19 protein-coding genes are annotated in these 23,246 nt (G+C 50.4%); 6 read left to right on the top strand and 13 right to left on the bottom strand.

Annotated features, from left to right (window positions below; genetic code table 11):
• Both VP504_RS10135 and VP504_RS10130 read left to right on the top strand, forming a co-directional pair.
• Positions 1-3,450 (top strand): hybrid sensor histidine kinase/response regulator, encoded by a 3,450-nt coding sequence (locus tag VP504_RS10135; protein WP_325891060.1) that lies wholly within the window; start codon positions 1-3, stop codon positions 3,448-3,450.
• A 1-nt stretch (position 3,451) separates the two neighbouring features.
• Positions 3,452-3,667, top strand: a complete 216-nt coding sequence (locus VP504_RS10130; protein ID WP_325891059.1) for a hypothetical protein — start codon at positions 3,452-3,454, stop codon at positions 3,665-3,667.
• Positions 3,668-3,697: 30 nt separating this feature from the next.
• On the opposite strand, the gene VP504_RS10125 is transcribed toward VP504_RS10130, so the two are convergent.
• The 8 genes from VP504_RS10125 to aspA all read right to left on the bottom strand — a co-directional run bounded on the left by VP504_RS10125 (position 3,698) and on the right by aspA (position 13,001).
• Positions 3,698-4,189 (bottom strand): hypothetical protein, encoded by a 492-nt coding sequence (locus VP504_RS10125; protein ID WP_325891058.1) that lies wholly within the window; start codon positions 4,187-4,189, stop codon positions 3,698-3,700.
• A gap of 138 nt (positions 4,190-4,327) precedes the next feature.
• Entirely contained in the window at positions 4,328-6,055 is a 1,728-nt protein-coding gene (locus tag VP504_RS10120) for a sodium:solute symporter family protein (protein ID WP_325891057.1), read from the bottom strand.
• 12 nt (positions 6,056-6,067) lie between these two features.
• The gene (locus tag VP504_RS10115; protein WP_062710233.1) at positions 6,068-6,340 is read right to left on the bottom strand and encodes a DUF4212 domain-containing protein; all 273 of its coding nucleotides are present in this window, start codon (positions 6,338-6,340) and stop codon (positions 6,068-6,070) included.
• A 191-nt stretch (positions 6,341-6,531) separates the two neighbouring features.
• Complete coding sequence (locus VP504_RS10110) at positions 6,532-7,164, bottom strand: MarC family protein (protein ID WP_325891055.1); 633 nt, start codon at positions 7,162-7,164, stop codon at positions 6,532-6,534.
• A 139-nt stretch (positions 7,165-7,303) separates the two neighbouring features.
• Positions 7,304-7,942, bottom strand: coding sequence for a response regulator transcription factor (locus tag VP504_RS10105; RefSeq protein WP_046303627.1), 639 nt, complete (start codon positions 7,940-7,942; stop codon positions 7,304-7,306).
• Between the two features lie 135 nt (positions 7,943-8,077).
• Positions 8,078-9,892 (bottom strand): protein-disulfide reductase DsbD, encoded by a 1,815-nt coding sequence (locus tag VP504_RS10100; protein ID WP_325891054.1) that lies wholly within the window; start codon positions 9,890-9,892, stop codon positions 8,078-8,080.
• Between the two features lie 127 nt (positions 9,893-10,019).
• A complete protein-coding gene (locus VP504_RS10095; RefSeq protein WP_325891053.1) occupies positions 10,020-11,327 on the bottom strand; it encodes an anaerobic C4-dicarboxylate transporter in 1,308 nt (435 codons plus the stop codon).
• 213 nt (positions 11,328-11,540) lie between these two features.
• Positions 11,541-13,001, bottom strand: a complete 1,461-nt coding sequence (gene aspA, locus VP504_RS10090) for an aspartate ammonia-lyase (protein WP_325891052.1) — start codon at positions 12,999-13,001, stop codon at positions 11,541-11,543.
• A gap of 418 nt (positions 13,002-13,419) precedes the next feature.
• Between aspA and VP504_RS10085 the strand changes: the two genes are divergently transcribed.
• Positions 13,420-13,932: an FxsA family protein gene (locus VP504_RS10085; RefSeq protein WP_325891051.1), complete on the top strand. Its 513-nt coding sequence runs from the start codon at positions 13,420-13,422 to the stop codon at positions 13,930-13,932.
• 228 nt (positions 13,933-14,160) lie between these two features.
• Here the strand turns inward: VP504_RS10085 and VP504_RS10080 are convergent, their stop codons facing one another.
• From VP504_RS10080 to VP504_RS10065, 4 genes are read right to left on the bottom strand one after another with little or no spacing between them, the layout of a single operon-like run.
• A complete protein-coding gene (locus tag VP504_RS10080) occupies positions 14,161-16,116 on the bottom strand; it encodes an acetoacetate--CoA ligase (protein WP_325891050.1) in 1,956 nt (651 codons plus the stop codon).
• Positions 16,117-16,124: 8 nt separating this feature from the next.
• Positions 16,125-16,745, bottom strand: coding sequence for a maleylacetoacetate isomerase (gene maiA, locus VP504_RS10075; protein ID WP_325891049.1), 621 nt, complete (start codon positions 16,743-16,745; stop codon positions 16,125-16,127).
• 17 nt (positions 16,746-16,762) lie between these two features.
• Entirely contained in the window at positions 16,763-17,743 is a 981-nt protein-coding gene (locus VP504_RS10070; RefSeq protein ID WP_325894022.1) for a fumarylacetoacetate hydrolase family protein, read from the bottom strand.
• 29 nt (positions 17,744-17,772) lie between these two features.
• Positions 17,773-18,912 carry a homogentisate 1,2-dioxygenase gene (locus tag VP504_RS10065; protein WP_325891048.1) on the bottom strand — a complete coding sequence of 380 codons (1,140 nt, stop codon included), beginning with the start codon at positions 18,910-18,912 and terminating at the stop codon, positions 17,773-17,775.
• A gap of 157 nt (positions 18,913-19,069) precedes the next feature.
• Here VP504_RS10065 and VP504_RS10060 point away from each other — a divergent pair, with 157 nt between their 5' ends.
• On the top strand, positions 19,070-19,540 hold the full coding sequence (locus VP504_RS10060) for a MarR family winged helix-turn-helix transcriptional regulator (RefSeq protein WP_325891047.1): 471 nt from the start codon (positions 19,070-19,072) through the stop codon (positions 19,538-19,540).
• 5 nt (positions 19,541-19,545) lie between these two features.
• On the opposite strand, the gene VP504_RS10055 is transcribed toward VP504_RS10060, so the two are convergent.
• Entirely contained in the window at positions 19,546-20,895 is a 1,350-nt protein-coding gene (locus tag VP504_RS10055) for an MATE family efflux transporter (protein ID WP_325891046.1), read from the bottom strand.
• Between the two features lie 310 nt (positions 20,896-21,205).
• Here VP504_RS10055 and VP504_RS10050 point away from each other — a divergent pair, with 310 nt between their 5' ends.
• Positions 21,206-21,496 (top strand): co-chaperone GroES, encoded by a 291-nt coding sequence (locus VP504_RS10050; RefSeq protein ID WP_002541974.1) that lies wholly within the window; start codon positions 21,206-21,208, stop codon positions 21,494-21,496.
• A 45-nt stretch (positions 21,497-21,541) separates the two neighbouring features.
• Entirely contained in the window at positions 21,542-23,179 is a 1,638-nt protein-coding gene (gene groL, locus VP504_RS10045; protein ID WP_325891045.1) for a chaperonin GroEL, read from the top strand.
• Positions 23,180-23,246: the final 67 nt, after the last annotated feature.

Raw genomic sequence — 23,246 nt, 5'->3', positions numbered from 1 at the left:
ATGTCGGCGGGATGGATAGTGGTGCCGGTGGCACTGGCGTACCTGGGCGTTTTGTTTCTTATCGCCTGGTATGGCGATAGTCGGCCGCGCTGGCTACGTGGCTGGCGTCCGTGGATATACAGTCTTTCTATCGCCGTTTATTGTACATCTTGGACCTTCTTTGGCACTGTCGGGCAGGCATCGAGCCAGCCATGGTCATTTCTGCCTATCTACCTTGCGCCCATTCTTGTCTTTACCATTGGCTGGCGGTTTCTCGCCCGGATTATTCTGATTGCCAAACGGGAACACATCACCTCGATTGCCGACTTTATTGCTGCCAGATACGGGAAATCCCAAGGCTTGGCGGTGATGGTTACCGTGATTGCGGTGGTCGGTATTCTGCCTTACATCGCGCTGCAGCTTCGCGGGATCACCATGGGGCTGGATGTGATTGCGCCGGATATCGGTGAGAGTGCTGGGCTCAATGAGGGGCAAATTGCCTGGCTGGTCTGCATGTCACTGGCGATGTTTACTGTCCTCTTTGGTACCCGTCATATTGATTCTACCGAGCACCACCGCGGCATGATGATGGCGGTGGCCTTTGAGTCCATCGTTAAGCTTGTGGCCTTTTTGGTTGTGGGCTTCTTTGCTGTGGGCTTGCTGCTGGATGCGCCAGGACCGCTGCCAACATTAAAAGAAGCCAATGTTGTAGGTTCTCCGGATTGGGGGGCATTGCTGGTACATACCCTGCTAACCATGGCGGCAATCATCTGTTTACCCCGCCAGTTCCATACCATGGTGGTGGAAAATGCCCGTGCACAGGATTTGCACACCGCACGCTGGGTTTTCCCGCTTTATCTGCTATTAATGGGCATTTTTGTTCTGCCATTAGCGTATGCAGGACAAGCTTTCCTGCCGGAAGTATCTGCTGAAACCCATGTTATCCAGCTTCCGCTCTCCACCGGAAGCGAGGGCATTGCGCTGCTGGCGTTTTTGGGTGGTGCATCGGCGGCAAGCGGTATGGTGATTGTTTCCACTATCGCCCTTGCTATCATGGTGTCGAACGATCTGGTTTTGCCACAACTGCTTCGCCGAATGCGGGTGTCGAATCGCAACTTTACCCAGTTCTCCGGCCTTTTGCTGAACGTGCGTCGCGCGCTGATTTTCCTGCTGCTCATTGGTGCCTGGGGCTTCTATCAACTGATCCTGGAAGTGCCGTCACTCTCGGCGATTGGTTTCCTCTCCTTTGCTGCAATTGCCCAGTTCGCGCCGCCGCTTGTCGCGGGAATTTACTGGCGTCAGGCCAATAAAAAAGGCGTGTATGCTGGGCTTTTCGCCGGTTTCATTGTCTGGCTGATGACCTTGATGATGCAGACGGGTATGTTGGCAGGTAACGAAGACACCAACCTGGTGCTTTGGATTCTGGCGCCGCCAGATATCCCGTTCTTCCAATCTTTAAGTCCGGTGAACTGGGGCATGATCCTGAGTGTGATGGTCAATACCTTCTGCTTTGTGCTGGTGTCGATGGCAACCCGGCCTTCACTCAGTGAGCGCCTGCAAGCAGCTAGTTTTGTAGGTACACCATTGCCTGAAGGGGACGATTCCAGCCTGTATCAAAGCCGCGTGACAGTAGCAGAACTTGAAATGCTGGCGGCCCGCTTTGTTGGCCGTACCCGTATGCGCCAGACTTTCCGCACCTTCGGTGAGCAGCGTGGCGAAGTATTGTTGCCGCAGCAACAGGCAAGCGCGGCGCTTATCCGTCACACCGAACGTGTATTGGCTGGTGTATTCGGTGCGTCTTCTGCCAAGCTGGTACTGACCTCCGCGTTGCAGGGTAGGAACATGCAGCTTGAGGAAATCGCCACCATTGTTGATGAAGCCTCCGAGCTTTTCGATTTCAGCAGGGGATTGCTCCAAGGCGCAATCGAGCACATCAGTCAGGGTATTTCCGTGGTAGATAAACAGCTCCGGCTGGTGGCCTGGAACCAGCGTTATGTGGAGCTTTTTAACTTCCCGCCAGATTTAATTCAGGTTGGTAGGCCGATTGCGGATGTGGTGCGCTACAACGCCGAGCGCGGTTTGTGTGGTCCGGGTGATATTGAAGAGCACGTGAAAAAGCGCGTTGGCTATTTGCGTAAGGGCTCGCCGCATACTTCATCACGTGTTCACCCTGATGGCCGTGTGATTGAGGTGCAGGGTAACCCAATGCCAGGTGGCGGGTTTGTCATGAGTTTTACCGACATCACCGCCTTCCGTGATGCGGAAGAAGCGTTGAAGCAATCCAATGAAACGCTGGAGGCAAGGGTTGTTGAGCGCACAAAAGAGCTCGAAACCCTTAACCGACGCCTTATCAGTGCCACCGCCAAAGCCGAGCAGGCATCGCAATCGAAAAGCCGATTGCTTGCTGCGGTCAGTCACGATCTGATGCAACCGATGAATGCCGCACGCCTTTTTGCATCATCCCTGAATGAAATGGCCGAAGAAAAAGAGACCCAAAAAATGGCGGGTCACATCGAGAGTGCATTGGGTGCGGCAGAAGACCTTATCGGTGATTTGCTGGATATCTCCCGTATTGAGTCGGGCAAGATGAAAGCCAAAATTACCCACTTCGAGTTGGATGAAGTCTTCTCGACGCTGGCCGCAGAGTTTGGCGTGATTGCCAATGACCAGGGTATCGATTTTCGGGTCCAACACACCGGACTTCGAATTCGCTCCGACAGACGTTTGCTGCGCCGCGTATTGCAGAATTTCCTCACCAATGCTTTCCGCTACAACCCTAATGGTCGGGTACTGCTGGGCGCGCGTCGTCATGGTTCCCAGTGCCGAATTGAGGTATGGGATAACGGCCCGGGTATTCCGCAAGAGATGCAGCAGGATATCTTCAACGAATTTACCCGCATTGATCGCAAAGGTGCAGAGCTTGGACTGGGACTTGGATTGGCGATTGCCCGCGGGATCAGTCGTATTCTACATCAGCCTCTGAGCCTCCGCTCCTGGCCGGGAGAAGGGACGGTTTTTTCCATTACAGCCCGCATCGAATCAGCGCCTCAGGTTTGTGACACTGGCGTTGAGCATGAAGAAAAGGGCAAAAATAGTGAGCCACTCTCTGGGGTTCGCGTGCTCTGTATAGATAATGAAAAGGACATCCTCGCAGGCATGGAAAGTCTCCTGACGCGGTGGGGATGCCAAGTCGATGTGGCAGAAGACCTTGATGGTGTGGTTGCGCTGATTGGACAAGGCCTGCGGCCTGATGCCATTCTCAGCGACTACCATCTGGCGCCAGAACTGACGGGACTCGATGTTTTGCAACGTTGTCGGGAAATGCTGGGTGATGATTTCGTCGGTGCAGTGATCACTGCCGACAGAACACAAGAAACAAGAAATCTGGTGCGGGAACTTGGCTTTGGTTATATCGCCAAGCCGGTGAAACCGCTGAAATTAAGAGCGCTGCTTCAACAAGGAGTGAGCTGATATGGAAGCGTTTACGATTCCAAGGCTGGATACTGAAGTGGGATTGGTACGGGTCGAAGGCACCTGGGTCCCATTGACCGGGGAAATCCAGCTTGTTGAGATTGATATGATGGGTACTGACGGTTGGGTAGACGTGACGTTTTGGCTGTCAGAGCAAGAGCATGAAGTGAGAGTGGCGGAAGTTCTTGCCGCCACCAAACTCTATCTTGTCACTTAATAAAACTGATTTGAGATATGCAGGAGTGGCTTATTGCTGCTCCTTATTAAGAAGGGTTTTGTACTCTACGAACACAGCGGTGGTTTCACCGTAATACAAGGTACCGTCTGATTTCACCACCAGATGGATTTCACTGTCTTCTGAGTTGGGGGCTGGCAGGTCTACCCACCACTCTTTGGCGTTTGTGCCATTAGCATCCATATCGACCGGGTTTGAACGGTCACCTTCTTTCTGGATCAGGCTGATTTTTGCGCCTTCCAGTGGGTACTCTGATGTTAGCTTCAAGACCACTTCGCTGTCAGACAGGCTTTCTGAACGAAGCTTGATTTTGAAGTCGCCGTTTTCCAGAGAGCAGATACCACTAGTGTATCGACAGTTTGAGTCAGCAGCGAGTTTATAGGTTTCTCCTTCCTTGGCAGCATGGGGCTTTTCACTGACTGCTAAATCTACGCCAAAGTAGGCAATCAAGGCCAGAATCGGTGCCACGAGCATGGCGGCAATTACGTGTTTGTTTTTTAACATGATAAAGAGTTCGCTTTCGTCCTTGGGCTAAGGGGTAACATACCATAGTGAGGTCGTCCCCTGAGGATAAAAAAAGCCCCTGAGCGGGGCTTTTTAGCGTTAACGTGACGCTCTTATCTAAGCGCTCAGCGTCAGTGGTTAGTGGTCTTGCGCTTCGCCCGCTCCGCCAGGGATACGTACATGCTCAACCAGATCTTTAACGTGTTGTGGAGTTTCAGTTGTTACGCGGGATACCGCGATAGCAACAATGAAGTTCACGAGCGCACCAATCGCACCGAATGCATTTGGCTCAATGCCCAGGAACCAGTTGCTGCCCCAGCTTTCCAAGTATTTCCAGTCAGCGATAAACAGGATGCCTTTGTGCTGGAAGACATAGAACAGTGTCACACTGATACCAGCAATCATACCGGCAATCGCACCTTCCTTGTTGATGGTCTTAGAGAAGATACCCATCATCAGTGCAGGGAAGATAGAGGAGGCGGCCAAGCCGAAGGCGAGGGCCACCGTGCCGGCTGCGAAGCCTGGTGGGTTTAGACCCAGGTAACCAGCAAAGGCAATCGCCACCGCCATCGCTATTCGGCTTGCCATGAGCTCGTTCTTCTCTGAAATATCAGGCCTGAAGACCCCTTTCAGCAAGTCATGGGACACCGCCGACGAGATAGCCAGGAGCAAACCTGCAGCTGTTGATAGTGCAGCAGCCAGACCACCCGCTGCAACCAGCGCGATAACCCAGTTTGGCAGTTTCGCGATTTCAGGGTTCGCCAGAACCATGATGTCACGGTCAACTTTCAGCTCATTCGTTGCTTTATCAGAGGTGTAGTTGATCTTGCCGTCGTTGTTCTTGTCATCAAAGCCAAGCAAACCAGTTTTTTCCCAGTTCTTAAACCAGTCAGGACGCTCGTCATACGCAAGGTGCTGGCCTGGTGCAGGGTTCACCGTATCCATTAGGTTCAGACGTGCCATTGCCGCAACGGCTGGTGCAGTGGTGTAAAGAATTGCGATGAAGAACAGCGCCCAACCTGCAGAGATACGTGCATCACGTACTTTTGGTACTGTGAAGAAGCGGATGATGACATGTGGCAGACCTGCAGTACCGATCATCAGTGACATGGTGTAAACGAACATGTTAAGGGTGTCACCGCGTACTGATGTGGTGTATTCAGTGAACCCAAGTTCAGAGACCACCTGATCGAGCCGGTCAAGCAAATAGGTATCCGTGCCGGTCATGGTGCTGCCTAAGCCAATTTGTGGCAGAGGATGGCCAGTCAGTTGCAGCGAGATAAAGATGGCTGGGATGGTGTATGCCAGAATGAGTACACAGTACTGAGCAATCTGTGTGTAGGTGATGCCTTTCATTCCGCCAAGTACTGCGTATATGAATACGATAGCCATACCGATGTACAGGCCTGTTGCGTAGTCAACTTCCAGGAAGCGACCGAATGCGACGCCCACCCCCTTCATCTGACCGATAACGTAAGTTACCGATGCGATGATCAGACAGATAACTGCGACCACACGTGCTGTATTCGAGTAAAAACGCTCACCGATAAACTCTGGAACAGTAAACTTACCGAACTTACGTAGGTAAGGCGCAAGCAGCAGTGCCAGAAGTACGTAGCCACCTGTCCAGCCCATCAAGAATACAGAACCGCCGTATCCCATAAAGCCAATCAGACCTGCCATTGAAATAAATGAAGCTGCAGACATCCAGTCCGCTGCCGTTGCCATGCCGTTTGCAACAGGGTTTACACCACCGCCTGCAACATAGAACTCTTTCGTTGAACCTGCGCGGGCCCAAATTGCGATCCCGATGTAGAGAACGAATGTGAAACCTACGACAAGGTAAGTAACGGTTTTCAAATCCATGACTACTGCTCCTTACTCGTCATCATCTACGCCAAACTCTTTATCGAGTTTGCGCATCTGAAAGGCGTAAACAAAAATGATGGCCAAGAAGGTATAAATTGACCCCTGTTGTGCGAACCAGAAGCCTAGCTTGTAGCCGCCGATACGAATTTCGTTGAGTTGATCAACAAATAGGATGCCGCATCCAAACGACACCACGAACCAAACGGCAAGTAGATAAATCATCAACCTGACGTTTTTTTGCCAATAGGCTTTGGCGTTATCTTGTTTCTGTTCCTCAGACATCACCATCTCCTTAAGTGACGAGTTAACGGATTGTTACGATTTGACAATAGCAGCCAAGGCACAAGGAGACACTGCAACTTTAGTCGATTGAAAAATGAGGCTAACCCTCTGCTACTAGGGGGTTTATGTGATTTGAGACAAGAAAGTGTTGTGTTAATGAGATGTTAAGATAGACCAAGGTCTAATAGGCTTTAGGCTAAGGTGTAAAAGTCGAGTATGCCTTGAAGCAAATTACTTGTTGCAACGGCTGCAAGGATGAGACCCATAACGCGGCTTATGATCGAAGCGCCCACGCGGCCGATGATTCGATGGATAAATCCAGCGCTGAAAAGCAGCAATAAAGTGACGATTAATACCAGTAGCACAAGGCCTGCGGTGACGACCTGTTCCATCACGGCGAAACGGTGATTGTCGGTCAACATGACAATCGCCATCATTGCACCTGGCGAGGCGATAGAAGGGACCGCCAAAGGATATACCGCTGCTTCAGCCAGATCAGAATGTGAGAGTGAGTGACTGCATAGCTTGGTTTCCTGATCGGGTTTGCTCTCACCAAAGATCATACTCAAGGCAAACAGCAATAATACAAGTCCACCTGCCGCCTGAAAGGCTGGTAAAGGGATTTGCATTGCTTCAAGCAAAAACTGACCGGCAATCAGAAAGAACAGCAGTATCAGCGTTGCAATACCAACGGCTTTCAAAGCCACGATTCGCCGTTGCTTTTCAGTCATATGGCTGGTTTGTGATAGATAGACAGGGACTGAGCCAATAGGATCGATAACAGCCCATAGAACAACAAATTGGGTGATAAGTGCGCTTAACATGTTGGCCTCCTTGGAACCAAGAGAAGGTCAATCGGGTCTCGTCAGGGCGACGAACCATGAGGGGTGATTGTACACGAGTTGACTGAACATCGCCTGAAGGGGATTGAGAAAATCTTCGATTTAAGTGTGCGGAGAGACGTTAAGCATCTTGGTCCATTTGCTGCAAGAGAATGACCGCTTGAGTGCGGTTTTTCACACCGAGTTTACGGAAAATGGCTGTCATATGAGCCTTAATCGTTGCTTCAGACACATCTAGTTCATAGGCAATCTGCTTGTTAAGCAGGCCATCATTGAGCATGTTGAGTACTTTGTATTGCTGAGGAGTGAGAGAAGATATCTTATCCATCAGCGACTCTTCATCGCTGTCATCACTGAAGTCGATACCGGAAGGAAAGCACGTCTCGCCTTCAAGAACATGGTTGAGGCTATTAATCAGCTCGCGCATGTCGCTGGATTTCGGAATAAAACCAATCGCACCATTGGCTTTCACCTGACGGACTACGCTGGCCTCTTCACTAGCTGAAATCACCACGATAGGTAGCTCTGGGTATTGGACGCGAAGGTGGATAAGACCGGACATACCATTCGCTCCAGGCATTTTCAGATCAAGCAGCAGTAAATCAATGTCGGGTTCTTTTTCCAATAGGGCGGTTAGACTATCAAGCGAGTCGGCTTCCAGCAAATTGGCACCACTGATCGCCATATGCACAGATTGGAACAGTGCATTGCGAAACAAAGGGTGGTCGTCAGCGATGACAATGGTGTATTGGGCGTCCATGGCGATTTCGTTCATACCTCTTTAACAAAAACGCTAACACCGGGGTGGTGATTGTTCAATTTGCATAGGTAGGAAGTAAGAGCTTGATCCCCCGTCATTTGTTGGCAATGTCGGGGCGATCAAGTTTGTATGCAATCAGCCTTGTTTGTTAATCAACTGATTTTGCTCAAGATGGGAAAGGAAGGGTTTAGCCTCCATAAATCCGGTCAAACGCGCATTAGGAAGTGGATTCCCGTTGGCATCCCAAAAATCGATAGTGGGTAAGCCCAGCACGTTAAGGGAAGTCAGCATTTTGATGTCCTGTGGACGGTTGGCCGTCACATCAGCCTGCAGTAAAACGAAGTTTTTCAGCTCTGGAGCTACGTTCGCATCATGGAAGGTGTACTTCTCAAACTCCTTACATGCCACGCACCAGTCGGCATAGAAATCCAGCATCACCGGCTTGCCTGCGGATTTGGCTGCCGCGAGCTCTCGGTTTAGATCGTCGATATTGGCAATCTTAATGAACTCGACCGATGGCACTTCGGCTTTCGCAGCAGGCGTAAATACTGCGTTATAGGTGTAAGCCGCACCACCACTCAGGCCGAGGATCGCGATAATCCCGAGTGCACTGGCGAGCTTGCCTGGCTGGAGTGTACGGCTGATGTGATACAACCAGCCGAGTGATATCAACATCCATGCTGCCCAAAGCCACACGCTGACGCTTTCAGGCAGCAGGCGCTCCAGCAGGAAGATAGGCGCAGCTAAGAGCACCAGACCGAAGAAGATTTTGACTCTGTCCATCCAGCCGCCAGCTTTTGGCAGTAGTTTGTTGCCAAACATCGCTGCGATGATCAGCGGAATGCCCATACCCAATGCCAGCGCGTAGAGCGTCACTGCGCCTGTCAGAAGATCACCGCTTTGCGCAACATACAAAAGTGCTCCGGATAACGGCGCTGTAGTGCATGGCGAGCAAATCAACCCGGAGATCGCGCCCATGGTGAACACACCAAGGTTGCTTCCGCCTTTTTGCTGGTTGCTCATTTCACTGAGCTTGGTTTGAAGACTGGCCGGAAGTTGCAGGTTAAACACGCCAAACATCGACAGCGCCAGCAGCACAAAGAGCGCACTCAAGCCTATCAACACATAAGGGTGTTGGAAAGCCGCCTGAAACTGTAAGCCAGCCGAAGCGACAACCAGTCCCAGCAGGGTGTAAGTCAGTGCCATACCCTGTACATAAAGCATGGAAAGTCGGAAGGTCTGCCCATGAGTTTTCTTACCGCCACCTAGTACGATACCGGTCAAAATCGGGTACATCGGCAGCACACATGGTGTAAAAGCCAAACCAATGCCCAAGCCTAAAAACAGTAACGGCTGCCACCAGTTATCGGCGAGGCTGCTTACTTCTGTGGAAGACGAACTTGAGCCTGTGGAGGCTGGTTTTGCGGGTTCAACAGGTGCGCTAACATCAGATGCTGGTGGCGCTCCACTGCCAGCGGCTACTGCGATTAATGGGACGGTGACGGTTTCTGGCGGATAGCAGAAGCCCGCTTCTGCACAGCCTTGGTAGGTGACTTTCAGCAGCGAGTTATCCGTCGCTTCAAGCAAAGGTACTGATACCGTCAGCGGCTCTTTGTAAATCGAGACCTCACCGAAGAACTCGTCTTCGTAAGGCTGTCCCTGACGCATATCCAGCGCGCCAATTCTGGCGTCTTCACTGGAAACAACTTCTATCTTGTCCTGATAGAGGTAGTACCCAGGCAGAACCTGCCAATCGAGATAAACCCGATCGCCTTGTTGGGTAAAGTTGAAAGGAAATGCCTGATCCACCGGAACGAACGCAGGCGCACTGCCCGCTGCCGGTGTCGGAGAATTGAAAAGGGTAAATTCCGCCTTGGCGGGAAGGGCACTTATCAGCGCCAGCGCAAAAATCGCAAAAAGTCGTGAGCCTGTTTTGGACATAACCTTCATCAAAACGGTTTCTTAAAAATTGAATGAACTATATCACTGAGACCGGGAATGCCCGAATTCGTTTCCAACGAAGATCGCATAATAAAAAAGGACGCCAAAGCGTCCTTTTTCATCGTCTTACTTTGGCTTACAACACAATGCCGCCTACCACAAAGCCCAGCACAACAGCAGTGGCGATGGTGACCACGCCTGGAATGAAGAACGGGTGGTTGAAGACCAGATTACCTATACGGGTTGAACCTGTATCGTCCATTTCAACCGCGGCCAACAGTGTTGGGTAAGTTGGCAGAACGAACAGTGCACTCACTGCCGCAAATGAAGCAATCGCTGTCAGAGGGGCAACGCCAATTGCCAGCGCCGCAGGCATCAGGGCAACCGTCGTCGCACCTTGTGAGTAGAGCAGCATCGAAGCAAAGAACAGCACCATAGCCAGCATCCATGGGTAGTCAGACAGCAAGGTGCCCGCGACTTCTTTGATGCCTTCAACGTGCGCGTTCACAAAGGTTGAACCTAACCAAGCCACACCCAGTACACACACACACGCTGTCATACCTGAGCGGAAAGTTGGTGCAGATGGGATTTTCGATGCGTCGATTTTGCTGGTTGCAACAATCAGCGCCGCCGCTGCCAGCATGAAGGTCATGATGGCTTCGTTACGACCCAGCGTTGGGTTTTCAATCAGGCCTATTGATCCTGAAATCGCTGCGGCGTAAGCCACGACCAGCACGATGGCACCTAGGAAGATGTATGTTGCTTTCTTCGCGGTAGGTGCGATTTCACGCTTGGTGGTGCCCTGCAGTTTGATCAGACCTTTTTCCAGACGCTCCTGGTAAACAGGGTCATCTTTCAGCTCACAACCCAGGAAGTTCGCCACAAATGCGCCTGCCATACAGGCAACAAACGTAGTTGGAATACAAATAGCCAGCAGAGTCAGGTAGCCGATACCCAAAGGCTCGAGAATGCCAGAGAAGAACACCATAGCAGCAGAAATTGGAGACGCCGTGATCGCGATTTGAGACGCAACAACCGCGATAGAAAGTGGACGTGATGGGCGGATGCCTTGCTCTTTCGCCACTTCTGCAATAACAGGAAGGGTTGAGAACGCGGTGTGGCCAGTACCTGCCATCAGCGTCATCAGATAAGTGACGATCGGTGCGTAGAAGGTAATTTGTTTAGGGTTTTTACGAAGAAAATCTTCGGCTTTTTCAACCAGCCAGTCCATACCACCTGCAGCCTGCATCGCTGCAATTGCGGTGATCACGGACATGATGATCAAGATAACGTCGATAGGAATATAGCTTTGCGCCGTTGGCATTCCCAAAAATAAGGACAGAGCAACAACACCCGCGCCACCGGCCAAGCCGATACCAATACCGCCAATCCGTGCGCCCAGATAGATGAACGCAAGAACGACGAACAACTCCACTGCTACCATGGGTAACTCCTGTTCAGATTATTAAAACAAAAAATAAAAACCAAACGGAGTCACTGTCTCATGGAGTTCATTGCCTTGTAAAAAATAGGGTTTTTAGGGCGCAGTGAATGTAAAAAAGTACCTACGTTTGGGCTTTAAAGCCCAGATGTTCAAAACAGCTGGGCAGAAAATCTAAAAAAGGGTACTCATCGTGAGTACCCATTCTTTCGACGCTTAGTTATAGCGCTTCGCTTTATATTGCGGATGCATCAAGTTTTCGACGGAGAAGATATCATCGAGTTGTTCTTCCGTTAGCAATCCTCTTTCCAAGACCACTTCACGAACGCTCTTACCGGTTTCCGCACAAATCTTACCGACGATGTCACCTTCGTGGTGGCCAATGAACGGGTTCAGGTAAGTGACGATGCCGATGGAGTTGTAAACGAAGGCTTCACAGACTTCTTTGTTAACCGTGATGCCGTTGATGCACTTCTCACCCAGATTTACGCAGGCGTTAGACAGGATTTCGATAGACTCGAACAGCGCCTGACCAATTATTGGCTCCATCACGTTCAGCTGCAGCTGACCAGCTTCTGCCGCAAAGGTCACCGTGGTGTCGTTACCGATCACCTTAAAGCACACTTGGTTAACTACTTCTGGGATCACCGGGTTTACCTTCGCTGGCATGATAGAAGAACCCGCCTGCATTTGCGGCAGGTTGATTTCGTTGAAGCCAGCACGAGGACCAGAAGATAGTAGACGCAGGTCGTTACAGATCTTCGACAGTTTCACCGCCAGGCGTTTCAGTGCGCCGTGAACCATCACATAAGCGCCACAGTCAGAAGTCGCTTCAATCAAGTCTTCTGCCGGGGTGCAGTTCAGTCCCGTCACTTCCGCCAGACGCTGAACCGCCAGTTGTTGGTAACCTGCTGCAGCGTTGAGGCCTGTACCGATAGCGGTCGCGCCCAGATTCACCTCAAGAAGCAGTTCTGCGGTGTATTTCAGGTTCTTCACTTCTTCTTTCAGAAGTACTGCAAACGCGTGGAATTCTTGACCTACTGTCATAGGCACTGCGTCCTGAAGCTGGGTACGACCCATTTTCAGTACGCCTTTGAATTCTGTTGCTTTACCATCGAATTCGTTTTGCAGGTAGTCGATTGATTCGATCAGCTTCAGGATGCTGTTGTAAACCGCAACACGGAAACCAGTTGGGTAAGCACAGTTGGTCGACTGGCTCTTGTTCACGTGGTCGTTAGGGTTAACAACGTCGTAGTCACCCTTTTCTTTACCCATCAGTTCCAGTGCCAGGTTCGCGATCACTTCGTTCGCATTCATGTTCACGGAAGTGCCTGCGCCGCCTTGGTAAACGTCCGATGGGAACTGATCCATGCATTTGCCTGTTTCCAGAATCGCATCACACGCTTTGATGATGTAATCGCCCACTTCAGCAGGGATAACACCCAGTTCTTTGTTCGCCATCGCAGCGGCTTTCTTGGTAAAGACCATGCCACGCACGAATTCTGGTACATCAGAAATCGTGGTACGGGAGATATTGAAGTTCTCAACAGCACGAAGGGTATGAATACCGTAATACGCACCAGACGGTACATGGCGTTCGCCAAGCAAATCTTCTTCGATACGGGTCGCCAAAAGAGGGTTGGTCAGGTTATTTTCGAAATCAATCGTCTGAGACATGATTTGGCCCTAAATGAAATTTATATTGGTTATTCTGTAGCCAACAATTTCGCTGTAGAGTCCATTCATCAGAGATTTTGGCTGGGTGATCGATGTTTTACACCCGGTTTATGCTGGATAATTCTACTCCTCCGTTGCGGTAAAAACATGAGAAAGATCACCAATCAAAGCAAAGTGGAACGATTTGCATAGAACTGTGATCCAGATCGTTAGACGGTTTGTTTGTCTTTGTTTCCTATTGTTTTATCTGTCAGCCGAAAAGTATTGATACAGTTAAATTCTGTACAATATCCGCGTACATTGTTTAAAACCAAGCTACAAACAGATCTCCTTTAATGAGGGGAAATAACGACGCTGTCGATGCAATCATTGAGTCCAGTGTTACTATGATGGTTCGACACGAATATGAGGTTTTGCTGTGTTTCCAATTTTGCTGTTGATATTCATTACTGTCCCTGTGATTGAAATTGCTCTGTTTATTCAGATCGGTGGCGTGTTGGGACTTTGGCCGACGGTAGCGCTGATTATACTGACCGCTGTTGTGGGGGCTTCATTGGTGCGCAGTCAGGGACTGCAAACCTTAATGACAGTGCAGCAGCGCATGAATCAGGGCGAGTTACCGGCACAGCAAATCATTGAAGGTGTGATGCTGGCAGTGGCAGGCGTGCTGCTTCTGACTCCCGGCTTTATGACCGATGCTATGGGTATGGCGGTGTTATTGCCTTGGCCGAGAGCTTGGCTGGCAAAACAGTTTATGAGCAAGGTGAAAGTCGCTGGGTTTCAAAGTGGGTTTGGTGGTCAACCAGGTCAGGGGCCATTTGGCGGACAAGACCCGTTTAACCGCGGCCCTCACCAAGGTTCGAATGATGGTGGCAACACCTTCGAAGGTGAATATCAGCGAAAAGATGAAGATCGCGATCGCTTGAACTGATGCCACGAAAATTAAAAAAAACGCCATCCTTCGGGATGGCGTTTTGCGTTGTGGTTTCGCTTGGCTTATACCAATCGTAGTAAATATCTGCTCATCCTAGCTTGTTAAAATGCTCGATTACAGCGTTGATAAATTTGATTGTAGAATAACTACTTATCGAAATTTTTCGCCTTGTTCTCGAGCATTTTTCCTGCGCTATTTCTGATCACCTACCTACTGTGATTGGTATTATTCCTGCAGCTCAGGACGCTCTTTGTATTGTTCCAGCGATTCTGGGTTATCCAGCGCGCTAAGCTGAGCGACCGCGCGGCCATGAACCACATCGCGAACTGCCAGTTCGGCGAGTTTTCCTGATTTGGTGCGCGGAATGTCTGTGATAGGAATAATTTTTGCCGGCACATGGCGCGGCGTACAACTGGTGCGGATGGTGCTGCGAATTTTGCGCTCCAGATTGTCGTTGAGATCGATGCCTGGCTTGAGTTTCACAAACAGCACCACACGGACATCCTTCATCCAGTCCTGCCCAATCACGACAGAATCGAGTACTTCATCAAGCTGATTCACATGACGGTAAATCTCTGCGGTACCGATGCGCACGCCACCTGGATTCAGGATCGCGTCTGAACGTCCGAAGAACACCATACCGCCTTCGTGGGTGAGCTCGACATAATCCCCATGGAACCAGGTATCTTCAACCTTGTCCCAATAAGCCTTGTGGTAACGGGTGCCGTCGTTGTCATTCCAAAATCCTACCGGCTGATTGGGGAAGCTGTTACAGCACACCAATTCGCCTTTCTCACCCTGAACCGGATTGCCTTCATTGTTGAAGACTTCGACATCCAGCCCCAGCCCTCGAACCTGACTTTGGCCGCGGTAAACAGGGGAAATCGGGCTGCCGAGCACGAAGCAACCGCAGATGTCTGTGCCACCTGCGATGGAGCTTAATTGTAAGTCTTGTTTGATGTGGCTGTAGACCCAGTCGAACTGCTCAGGTGCAAGCACTGAGCCTGTTGAGCAAAGTGCGCGGAGCGACGAAAGACTATGCTCGTCCATTGGGCTGTATTCTTGCTTTTCCAGCGCTTCGAGGTATTTGGCGGACGTGCCGAAAAGCGTGACTTTCTGCGTGTCGGTCAAACGCCAGAGTACACCCGCATCAGGATAAAACGGTGAACCATCAAACAGCACCAGCGTCGCGCCACTCAAAAGGCCACTGGCGAGCCAGTTCCACATCATCCAGCCACAGGTGGTGAAGTAGAAAACCTTGTCGCCGCATTTCACGTCAGAATGGAGTTGGTGCTCTTTCAAGTGATTGAGCAGCATGCCGCCCACACTGTGGATGATGCACTTTGGTTTGCCTGTGGTACCGGAGGAGTAAAGCACATACATGGGGTCGTTAAAGCCCACGCGGGTATACGTCAGTGGCTCAGCAGGCTTTGAAATAATGGCTTTCCAGCAGGTTTCATCGCTGTTGGGTGCTGTGCCGCCTACATACGGGATCACCACCATGTGGGTGATGTTTTCCACGCCTTCACGCACGGTGCGTGCTTTGGTCAGGTTGTCGTGGGTTTTGCCGTTGTAGTGGTAAGCATCGGTGGTGAAAAGCACTTTGGGTTGGGTCTGACCGAAACGATCGAGGACGCTGTCGATACCAAAATCCGGTGAGGTCGAGGTCCAAATTGCCCCAAGGGAAGACGTCGCCAGCATGGCGACCACGGTTTCTGCTATGTTCGGCAGATAACCTGCCACCACATCACCTTTTTCTAAACCGCATTCTTTTAGGTAAGCTGCGATGCAGCTGACTTGACGTTCAAGATCTGCCCATGACAGACGAACAGCGGATTCGTCTTCTCCAGAAAACACGATGGCGTCTTTTTCGGGCATGTCTTTCACCCATTGCATCACGTTTTCTGCAAAATTGACTTCGGCATCCGGGAACCAGATACTGTTTTTATTCGGGTCGTTTTCCGGGCGACTAATAACGCGCTCCCCGCGTTCACCGACCACGCTCGCAAAGTTCCATAGGGTTTCCCAAAACGCCTCACAGTGTTTGACCGACCAGTCATAGAGTTGGTCGTAGTTGGTCAGACTTAGCGCGTACTGTCTGTTGACCTCATTGATAAAGTCAGTGAGGTTGGCATTGGCGATGCGCGATGCGCTGGGTCGCCAAAGAGGCTGCTCTGACATGCTGTCTCCTAAACATTGTCTGGGTGCGCGTGCTCAAAGGCGGGTAACTCTTGGCAGCGCTGTTCTATTTCTTTCAGTGTCGGGTAAGGAGTCAGATCGAGTGAAAACCGGCGGGCGTTAAACAGTTGAGGAACCAGACAAATATCAGCGAGGGTGGGAATGTCGTCACAGCAGAAATCCGTTTGTGTACTTTCCACTTTTTTTTCGACCGCCGTCAATCCGGCTTTTAGCCAGTACAGATACCAGTCCAGTTTTTCTTCCTCACTGTGGCCCATGGAGCCGGTGAGGTGTTTGAGTACCCGAAGGTTGTTGAGCGGATGGATGTCGCAGGCAATGTCGAGCGCGATGGCGCGGCATTTCGCCCGGGCTGCATGGTCTGCAGGCAACAGCGAAGGAGAAGGGTAAACCTCCTCCAGATACTCGATGATCGCCAGCGACTGGGTCAGAACCTGACCGTTATCAACCAGTGTCGGTACCAGCCCGGTAGGGTTCAGGGCCAGATAATTGTCGCCACGTTGATCGCCGTCCAGCAAAGAGACGGCCTGTGATTGATAATTCAGCCCCTTGAGATTCAGCGCAATGCGAACACGGTATGACGCCGAGGATTTACTGTAGTCATAAAGCTTCACTGCGTGCGTTCCCTTTATTAACTATACGGGACAACTTCCTGATCAATCTTGCCAAAGATTGAACGACCTTCCTTGTCATGCATCTCGATACTGACCTTATCACCATAGAGTAGAAACGGCGTTTTCGGTGACCCAAGATCCAGAATTTCCAACATTCGTCTCTCTGCAATGCAACAGGAACCCTTTGATCGATCAAGGTTTGATACCGTTCCTGACCCAATAATGGTGCCTGCGCCTAAATGACGACTTTTGGCTGCGTGGGCAACGAGTTCTGCAAAATCAAACGTCATGTCCACGCCGGCATTGGGTGCGCCGAATTGTTCGCCATTCAGGAATACTTCCAGGGGCAGATGCACTTTGTTTTCCTGCCAGCTTTCACCCAACTCATCGGGTGTCACCGCTACCGGAGAGAATGAAGAGGCTGGTTTGGATTGGAAGAAACCAAAGCCCTTGGCAAGCTCACTTGGGATCAGGTTTCGAAGCGAGACGTCATTCACCAGCATCAGTAGTTTGATGTGGCTACCAGCCTTTTCACTTGGCGTCGCCATGGCGACATCATCAGTGATCACGGCGACTTCGGCTTCGAAATCACAGCCCCAGGCTTCATCGCAAAGTTCAATGCTATCGCGTGGGCCGATAAATTTGTCAGAAACACCCTGATACATCAAAGGATCAGTCCAGAAGCTTTCCGGCATGTCCGCCCCACGGGCTTTACGCACCAGTTCGACATGATTCACGTAAGCGCTGCCGTCCGCCCACTGGAATGCGCGTGGTAAAGGAGATTCGCAATCAGCGGGATTAAAAGGAAAGCGCTCGCCGACATTATTATCATTCAAAGCGTCATAACGAGCCTGTAAAAGCGGCGAAAGGGTATCCCACTCATCCAGTGCATCCTGTAGGGTGAGTGCAATATCAGAAGCATCTGCTGCCTGAGTCAGATCGCGTGAGACCAGGATGAGTTTTCCATCTCGGCGGTGTTTTAGGGAAGCCAGTTTCATCATCTACTCCTTAATCTAATGTCTGCGATCTATTCGCCACGGGGCGGCGTGCGCCAGGACAGGACGTAATCATCGAGTTCGGTTTGTTTCGCTGCCTCGCCCAAATCGAGCGGCATGCGGGTATCAATCATCACCGCGACTTCATCAGTTTCTTTTTTGGTGGCTTTAGCGCCAGCCGCAAATGCTTTGGGGTGCGGGCCGTGCGGGAAGCCGCAAGGATGCACAGTCACCATGCCGGGGTGAATGTTGTCGCGGCTGAAGAACTCGCCCTTGTGATAGAAGATGACTTCATCATAGTCATCATTGTTGTGATAGAAGGGTACCTTGAGCGCACCGGGGTCAGATTCAATCGGCCTTGGCACAAAAGTACAAATCACAAAGCCATTGGCGACAAAGGTCGTGTGCGCCGAAGGCGGCAGATGATAGCGGTGACTCATCAGCGGTCGGATGTCACGCCAGTTTAGCCGGAATACGGTGAGGTTCCCTTTCCAGCCAAGGGCATCAAGTGGATTGAATGGGTAGGTAATGCGGTTCATTGCATTACGGGATTTCAGGTGCACTAGCCACGATTTTTCGTCTTGTTGCTGCGCAATAAAAGCATCATCGATCTTGGCGTATTCCAGCACAGCCGGATCAAACACAGCATGATCGCCGACGATCCCACGCTCTGCTGTCATATAAGATCCATGAGTGGCTTCGATCATTAGCACAGTAACGGCAGAGTCAGGCTCAATACGCCAATTGGTGGAGCGCGGTAAGATCAGGTAATCACCATCGCGAAAGCGCAGGTGGCCGTAATCACAGAAAAGTGAACCGGAGCCTTCATGGATAAACAGGCACTCGTCCCCGTCACCATTTCGTACCAGATACTCCATCGCTGTGTCGCAGCGCCAGATCCTGACTTTCGCATTGGCATTGGAGAGCAAAAGTGGTGCAGTCAGCGGGTTATCACCAACATCTTTGACTTTGTTGGTATCAAACGCATGAGGACGGAGATCGCCTTCCCATTCTGTCCAACCGGTCGGGGCATGTTGGTGATACATGTGTGTGGCAGGACCAAAGAACCCCTCTTTGCCACATTCACGCTCAAAGGTGCCATCGGGCAAATCACAGTGAGCCTGATGTGATGCTTTGCCTTCCACGATAGGAAATGAAAACCACTTTCGCATTTCTCCTCCTGAACTATGCAATGAGTGAGGAATTGAATTATAGTTTCATTTGAAACTAAATTTAGTCTAGCTGCACTGATAACAAAATGGCAACTTATGTGGGTGTTTTGTGCGCTGGCGCATGGGAAGTGAGTTAAGTGTTTGAAGGAGTATGTTGATGGCGTTACCTCTACCGTTTTATCTGGATGACTTTTTGCCCTATAAGCTGGTAAAAGCTGCTGCCCATGTGTCGGATTCTTTGGCTCGGATTTATGAAACTGAGTTTGGGATCAGTCGTCCTGAGTGGCGGATACTCGCCTCAATGGGGGCGAAAGATGGTCTCAATGCCAAATCTTTGGTGACGGAAACCAGTATGGATAAGGTTCGGGTCTCACGCACGTTAAAGGTGTTAGAGGAAAAAGGGCTGGTGGTGAAAGTCAAAGATGAAGCTGATCAGCGCGCCGCCTATATACATCTTACAGATGAAGGGAAAGGGCTGTATCTCACCATATTGCCGAAAGCAAAAGCGTGGGAAAGTGCGATGTTAGATGGCATTTCAGAAAAAGAGTACGAGAGTTTTCTTCGTACATTGGACGCTTTGTTGGAGAAAAGCGATGCTGATCCGGCAAGAGCCATTCGCGAACCTTAATCCGGTCAGTGCTTGAGGGGCTCAAGGTTCATCTGCTTACGAAGCGTCACGGCGTAAAGGTAGGCAAAAATCCCCGTGATGCCATTGGCGACAGCAATGCCAATAAACATCCCTTCCGTACCGTCAATTAGGCTGCCAAACCAAGCCATAGGAAGCAACAACACAAACAGTCGAATCAGGTTCATCGAAAAGGCGTGAACCGGTTTTTTCATCGCGTTTAATGCGCTGACCAGCATCATCATCACACCTTGCATGCCGTAACTGACAGGTACAACAATCAGGTAATGCCACAGCTTGTTTTGTACGGCAGGTTCCTGACTGAAGATAGCGGAAATCGGCACGCTGAGTGGCACCATGGCCAGAAACACGATGAACTGGAACATGATAGAAAAACGCATCGCCCGAAATAGCGCTTCGAATGAGCGTGTTGGGTTATTGGCGCCGAAATTCTGTGCCATCAAAGGCGTTAGGGCTGAGGTCAGTGCAATCATCACGATTAGCAGCAAAGATTCCACCCGTTGCGCTGCACCATAAGCAGCAACAGCCGCAGTACCTTGTGCTGCGAGCATGGCCATCAAAATCGCACCGGAAATTGGGTTCAGCGCATTGGACAGCGCAGCCGGAGTGCCAATGGCGAGGATATCTTTCCAATCCTGCACAATTTTCGTTGGTGACGGCCAAGCCAGTAACTTTTCCCTCTTTATCAGCACATACAGCGAACAAACCAATGCCCCAGCCCAACTGATCGCACTGGCAATTGCCGCGCCTTTTACACCCAGCGCGGAAATTGGGCCCAGCCCGAAAATTAACAGCGGGTCGAGAAGACCATTAATAAAGCCGGCCACTATCATGATTTTGGCGGGGGTTTTGGTGTCACCCGTGGCACGGATGGCGGAGTTACCTACCATGGGGATAACTAATAGAGGGATAGTGAGATACCACACCGACATGTAGTCATGAATCAGTGGCAACAGGTTTTCATGCGCACCAAGCATCCGGAATAAGGGATTGATCGTCACCAGACCCGATGCGCTTGCTGCAATCACCAAAATGACCGCGAGCATCAAACCATGCCCTGATAGGCGGGCAGCCTCAATTTGAGCGCTTCGGCCTAGCAAACGGGCAACTCCGGTAGAGACACCCACACCAATGCCCATGGTGATGCAGTTCAACACAAAGGTGATCGGGAATGTGAAACTTACCGCAGCTAATGCTTCTGTGCCCAGCAAGGAAATAAAAAAGGTATCGACCAGGTTAAACGCCAGGATCGCTACAAGGCCAAACACCATAGGGATGGTCATGTTTTTGAGCGTTTGGTCAATGGGGCCAGAAAGCAGGCCGTGTTTGTCCTTCATTCCAATCTCTATAAGAGGTAGCGTAGGGAAGTCAACAATACGCCAAGGTTGCATATCGTTATGTTTGCTAAGCCACGGCTACCCTAATTCATAGAATGTGATGGAGCAAAAGGTATTGAGTAAAAAAATAGAAAAAATTTGCACATCACCCCTTGGGATCGATAGGACCCATCCCCACGTTATACGCAAATTGACTTAATCCTTGATTAGACGCTGTCTATCAGGGATTCAGAAATTCGGAACCTGCATTGTGTGGCAGTTTCCACTTCATTTATCACATGGATCACTACATTTATTCAGGAGACGACTAATGAACATTCGTCCACTACACGATCGAGTAATCGTTGAACGCCAGGAAGTTGAATCAAAATCTGCTGGTGGCATCGTTTTGACTGGTTCTGCTGCAGAAAAATCTACGCGTGGCGTTGTGCTAGCGGTAGGTAAGGGCCGTATTCTTGAAAACGGCAATGTGCAACCACTGGACGTTAAAGTTGGCGACACTGTGATCTTCTCAGAAGGCTACGGCACTAAGACTGAGAAAATCGACGGTAAAGAAGTCCTGATTCTGTCAGAAAACGACATCATGGCTATCGTTGAGTAATTTCTATTTCATCACTGAAGAACAGATTTAAAAAGGAAGAGAGAAATGGCAGCTAAAGACGTTAAATTTGGCAATGATGCACGCACGAAAATGCTGGAAGGTGTAAACGTTCTGGCAAACGCTGTAAAAGTGACCCTTGGTCCTAAAGGCCGTAACGTTGTTCTGGATAAGTCTTTCGGCGCACCAACCATCACTAAAGATGGTGTGTCTGTCGCACGCGAAATTGAACTGGAAGACAAATTCCAGAACATGGGCGCTCAAATGGTTAAAGAAGTTGCGTCTAAAGCAAACGACGCAGCGGGTGATGGTACGACTACGGCAACTGTACTGGCTCAGGCAATCGTAGCTGAAGGCCTGAAAGCTGTTGCAGCAGGTATGAACCCAATGGACCTGAAGCGCGGTATCGACAAAGCAGTAACAGCTGCCGTTGAGCAACTGAAAGAGCTGTCTGTTGAGTGTAACGACACTAAAGCTATCGCACAGGTAGGTACTATTTCTGCAAACTCTGATGAAACCGTAGGTAACATCATTGCAGAAGCGATGGAAAAAGTAGGCCGCGACGGTGTTATCACTGTTGAAGAAGGTCAGTCTCTGCAAGATGAGCTGGATGTGGTTGAAGGTATGCAATTCGACCGTGGCTACCTGTCTCCATACTTCATCAACAACCAAGAGTCTGGTTCTGTTGATCTGGAAAGCCCATTCATCCTGCTGGTTGATAAGAAAGTATCAAACATCCGCGAACTGCTCCCTACGCTGGAAGCGGTAGCGAAATCTTCACGTCCACTGCTGATCATTGCAGAAGACGTAGAAGGTGAAGCGCTGGCAACACTGGTTGTGAACAACATGCGTGGCATCGTGAAAGTTGCAGCGGTTAAAGCACCTGGCTTCGGCGATCGCCGTAAAGCAATGCTGCAAGACATCGCGACACTGACTGCGGGTACCGTTATCTCTGAAGAGATCGGTATGGAGTTGGAAAAAGTGACGCTGGAAGATCTTGGTCAGGCGAAGCGTATTTCTATTACTAAAGAAAACACCACCATCATCGATGGCGCGGGTGACGAAGCTTCTATCCAAGGTCGCGTTACTCAAATCCGTCAGCAAATCGAAGATGCAACTTCAGACTACGACAAAGAGAAACTGCAAGAGCGCGTTGCGAAACTGGCAGGCGGTGTTGCGGTAATCAAAGTTGGCGCAGCAACAGAAGTTGAAATGAAAGAGAAGAAAGACCGCGTAGAAGACGCACTGCACGCAACCCGCGCAGCTGTTGAAGAAGGCGTGGTTGCTGGTGGTGGTGTTGCACTTATCCGCGCAGCAAGCAAAGTTGTTGACCTGCAAGGTGACAACGAAGAACAAAACGTAGGTATTCGCGTTGCACTGCGTGCGATGGAAGCACCTATCCGTCAAATCGCGCTGAACGCAGGCGACGAAGATTCAGTAGTAGCTAACCAAGTTAAAGGTGGTGAAGGCAACTACGGCTACAACGCAGCGACTGGCGAATATGGCGACATGATTGACATGGGTATCCTGGATCCAACTAAAGTTACCCGTTCAGCACTTCAGTTCGCAGCTTCTGTAGCAGGTCTGATGATCACCACCGAAGCAATGGTAACTGAACTGCCAAAACAAGATGCCCCAGCAATGCCTGATATGGGCGGCATGGGTGGTATGGGCGGCATGATGTAATCATCCCGTTTCAATGCGAAATAGAAAGAGCCCGCGCAAGCGGGCTTTTTTGTTTTTAAAGAGTGTC

Origin of the sequence: Grimontia sp. NTOU-MAR1, from assembly GCF_035758505.1 — a bacterium.
Lineage (GTDB): Bacteria > Pseudomonadota > Gammaproteobacteria > Enterobacterales > Vibrionaceae > Enterovibrio > Enterovibrio marinus.
The sequence above is the reverse complement of the archived record's forward strand: the minus strand, read 5'-3'. Positions and strand labels throughout refer to the sequence as shown.

Bases quoted from the DNA above. Each gene is read 5' to 3' on its own strand.
- VP504_RS10135 (WP_325891060.1), top strand. From the start codon at position 1: ATGTCGGCGGGATGGATAGTGGTGCCGGTGGCACTGGCGTACCTGGGC.
- VP504_RS10130 (WP_325891059.1), top strand. From the start codon at position 3,452: ATGGAAGCGTTTACGATTCCAAGGCTGGATACTGAAGTGGGATTGGTA.
- VP504_RS10125 (WP_325891058.1), bottom strand. From the start codon at position 4,189: ATGTTAAAAAACAAACACGTAATTGCCGCCATGCTCGTGGCACCGATT.
- VP504_RS10120 (WP_325891057.1), bottom strand. From the start codon at position 6,055: ATGGATTTGAAAACCGTTACTTACCTTGTCGTAGGTTTCACATTCGTT.
- VP504_RS10115 (WP_062710233.1), bottom strand. From the start codon at position 6,340: ATGTCTGAGGAACAGAAACAAGATAACGCCAAAGCCTATTGGCAAAAA.
- VP504_RS10110 (WP_325891055.1), bottom strand. From the start codon at position 7,164: ATGTTAAGCGCACTTATCACCCAATTTGTTGTTCTATGGGCTGTTATC.
- VP504_RS10105 (WP_046303627.1), bottom strand. From the start codon at position 7,942: ATGGACGCCCAATACACCATTGTCATCGCTGACGACCACCCTTTGTTT.
- VP504_RS10100 (WP_325891054.1), bottom strand. From the start codon at position 9,892: ATGAAGGTTATGTCCAAAACAGGCTCACGACTTTTTGCGATTTTTGCG.
- VP504_RS10095 (WP_325891053.1), bottom strand. From the start codon at position 11,327: ATGGTAGCAGTGGAGTTGTTCGTCGTTCTTGCGTTCATCTATCTGGGC.
- aspA (WP_325891052.1), bottom strand. From the start codon at position 13,001: ATGTCTCAGACGATTGATTTCGAAAATAACCTGACCAACCCTCTTTTG.
- VP504_RS10080 (WP_325891050.1), bottom strand. From the start codon at position 16,116: ATGTCAGAGCAGCCTCTTTGGCGACCCAGCGCATCGCGCATCGCCAAT.
- VP504_RS10070 (WP_325894022.1), bottom strand. From the start codon at position 17,743: ATGAAACTGGCTTCCCTAAAACACCGCCGAGATGGAAAACTCATCCTG.
- VP504_RS10065 (WP_325891048.1), bottom strand. From the start codon at position 18,912: ATGCGAAAGTGGTTTTCATTTCCTATCGTGGAAGGCAAAGCATCACAT.
- VP504_RS10060 (WP_325891047.1), top strand. From the start codon at position 19,070: ATGGCGTTACCTCTACCGTTTTATCTGGATGACTTTTTGCCCTATAAG.
- VP504_RS10055 (WP_325891046.1), bottom strand. From the start codon at position 20,895: ATGAAGGACAAACACGGCCTGCTTTCTGGCCCCATTGACCAAACGCTC.
- VP504_RS10050 (WP_002541974.1), top strand. From the start codon at position 21,206: ATGAACATTCGTCCACTACACGATCGAGTAATCGTTGAACGCCAGGAA.
- groL (WP_325891045.1), top strand. From the start codon at position 21,542: ATGGCAGCTAAAGACGTTAAATTTGGCAATGATGCACGCACGAAAATG.